Origin of the sequence: Roseinatronobacter ekhonensis (genome assembly GCF_900499075.1) — a bacterium.
Classification (GTDB): Bacteria; Pseudomonadota; Alphaproteobacteria; order Rhodobacterales; family Rhodobacteraceae; genus Roseinatronobacter; species Roseinatronobacter ekhonensis.
In genome coordinates this window covers 1-2,760 of record NZ_UIHC01000123.1, presented here as the reverse complement: position 1 = coordinate 2,760, position 2,760 = coordinate 1, and the positions used below count along the sequence as shown (strand labels likewise).

At 58.0% G+C, this 2,760-nt stretch carries 1 protein-coding gene and 1 pseudogene; one reads left to right on the top strand and one right to left on the bottom strand.

Features of this window, described 5'->3' with window-relative positions:
- Window positions 1-201: pseudogene (locus tag ROE7235_RS19200) on the top strand (IS630 family transposase); the annotation flags it as partial.
- Window positions 202-249: 48 nt separating this feature from the next.
- Here the strand turns inward: ROE7235_RS19200 and ROE7235_RS19195 are convergent.
- A complete protein-coding gene (locus ROE7235_RS19195) occupies window positions 250-2,622 on the bottom strand; it encodes a membrane-bound PQQ-dependent dehydrogenase, glucose/quinate/shikimate family (RefSeq protein WP_370743980.1) in 2,373 nt (790 codons plus the stop codon).
- Between the last annotated feature and the right edge of the window lie 138 nt (window positions 2,623-2,760).

Below are 2,760 nucleotides of genomic sequence, written 5' to 3'. Positions count from 1 at the left end.
CTCAATCCAATTGAACGTCTTTGGGCGGTCTTGCACCATTATGTCACCCACAATCGCTACTACCGAAGTCAGAAGCAATTCGCCGACGCCATCCTTGCATTCATGCGTGAGACCATCCCGCAGGAATGGAAGAAATTCCGCGACAAGGTGTCAGATAACTTCCGCGTCATAACACACGAGAACTTTCGGGTTTTGGAGTAGAAGAAGTATAGCGCATAAAACAACTTCTACCGGCTGGCATCGTCGACGTCACGGTAGCGCCCAGACAAGGACGGAGTCACCGACAGGGGTTTCCATGAAATGATGCCCGCCTGCCATAATGCCAATATACTGGCGTCCGTCAGCCTCGTAGGTAAAGGGATTGGCCTGACCACCCGCAGGAAGAACAACGGACCAGAGTGTTTCCCCTGTCGTCATATCGACGGCGCGGAACAAATTATCTGTTGCCGCAGCGAGAAACGCGAGACCAGCAGCTGTTACAACAGCGCCGCCGTTATTTGGTGTCCCTAATTCAGCGGGAATAAAGGTCGGAATTCCCCAAGGACCGTTTCGGCGTGCGGTTCCGAAAGGATGATCCCAAAGCGTTTCGCCTGTTGCCAAATCTATGGCGCGCAACCCGCCGTAGGGGGGCTCCTTACAAAGTAGACCGGTGAACGGGACACGCCATCCGGCATTGACGTCGATGGCGTATGGCGATCCTTTTTGGGCACCAGCCTCCCCCAGCGAGGTCTTACCCTCGGAGTCCGGTTCGTTGATCGCGCGCAGACCCAGCGCATCAGCCTCCTCACGCGGAACAAGGCGATTGTAGTTTGGCATATCATTGTAGTTGGCAAGGATGATGCCGCGTTCTGGATCGATCGCCAGACTGCCCCAATCCGAACCGCCATTATAGCCGGGATACTGGATCCAGTGTGCGTCCGAAGTTGGCGGCGTATACATGCCTTCGTAATTGGCCTGACGGAACTGAATGCGACAGTAAAGCTGATCAAAAACGGTCATGCCCCACATGTCGGCTTCGGTCAGGTCGGCGCGGGCCAGTGAATGCCATGTCGAAAACGGTTGTGTCGGGGACAGGTAGTCTGGTTCGACCCCACCTTGCGGCACAGGGCGTTCTTCGACCCCCGTCAGCGGTTCGCCAGTTTCGCGATCAAGGACATAGATATCGCCCTGTTTGCTGGCCAAAATAATGGCAGGGACAGTGGCGCCGTTCGCCGGAAAGTCGACAAGCGACGGTTGACTGCCAAGATCGTAGTCCCAGAGATCATTGTGGACCGTCTGGAAAGACCACGCGACACCACCAGTCGCGGCATCCAGTGCGACTAACGATGTCGAAAATTCGTCCTCCGCCGAACTGCGGTTGCTGCCGTAGTAATCGACTGAGGAGTTGCCCATAGGCAGGTAAACCAAGCCGAGGTCGTCGTCTCCGGCGGCGATTGTCCACATATTCGGCGTTCCACGCGTGTAGGTATCCCCTTCGGCGGGGGCACCGGTACGATCGGGAGCGCCCATATCCCACACCCATGCCAGATCTCCTGTCCGTGCGTCATAGCCCCGGATCACACCGGACGGCGCATCTTCGGCCTGACCGTCCTTCACTTGCGCGCCAAGCACCGCGATACCATTCACGATCGTTGGTGGGGACGTCATCGCATACCAGCCCGGGACCGTTTCACCGAGGCCGTCGAGCAAATTGACCTCTCCTGCATCGCCAAACTCCGGACAGGGTAGACCTGTTGCCGCGTCGATAGCGATCAGGCGTGCGTCCAGGGTGCCGTAGATGATCGTTGTGGAACAAATGTCCCCCGCGAGGACGGGTTGGCTGTCCGATTCAGCGGTCTCGGTGTCAGGCAGTACTGCGTCGTCAGTCGGGTTGGGCGCAGTCGCTGTTGTCGCGTCGAAATAGGCAACGCCACGGCAAGTTGCGCCGTAAGGGATCGACTGCGGCGCAACGGCAGGATCGTAGCGCCAACGTTCCTCACCCGAAACCGGATCGACCGCTGTGATGATCCCCATTGCCGAGCAGACGTAAATTGTGTCGCCCACTTTCAGGGGTGTGTTTTCGGGAGAGTATTTCCCTTCAGTGTCCCCCGCCGGCATGTCGCCGGTGTGGTATTCCCAAACCAGTTCAAGATCACCGACATTTTCGGACGTGATCTGCGTAAGGGTGGAATACCGCATCGCAGCATTGGTGCCGCCGTAGGCTTGCCAGTCCTCGCCCGACGCATCTGCGACCACTGTGCCGTCTGCCTGCGCGGTGCTGGAACGCGTTGCCGTAACAACATTGTTTTCGCCGCCGGTGGCAAAGGCCGCGCCCCAGATCACCAAGCCCGCCAACGTCGCTACTGGCAGCGCCCAAGGGGTATGTCGCACGATCCCGCCTGTATTCCGTAAACGCGGCAACCAAATGCACAGCATAACGGCTAGCACCATCGTCGCACTCAACCTTGGGACCATATCCCAGCCGTCGCCTCCGGTTTCCCACCAGGCCCAGATCGCCGTCGCGAGGGTGACAAGTGCAACAATCCACGTGCCCGCGACACGGCCCTGAAACAACATCACTGCCGCCAGCAGATAAAGAAGTCCGGCAATCAGATAATAAGGAGACCCGCCCAGCATAAGCAGCCAGCCACCACCCCCGTCTGTCAGGGATGTTGTCCGCTGCTCTACTTTTCCTCTATTTCTCAGGTGGGCGGGATAGGATGATGACTTGGGCTATTCACTGGAACGAAAAACGGCTGTGCTGAAGCGGATGCTGCCGCC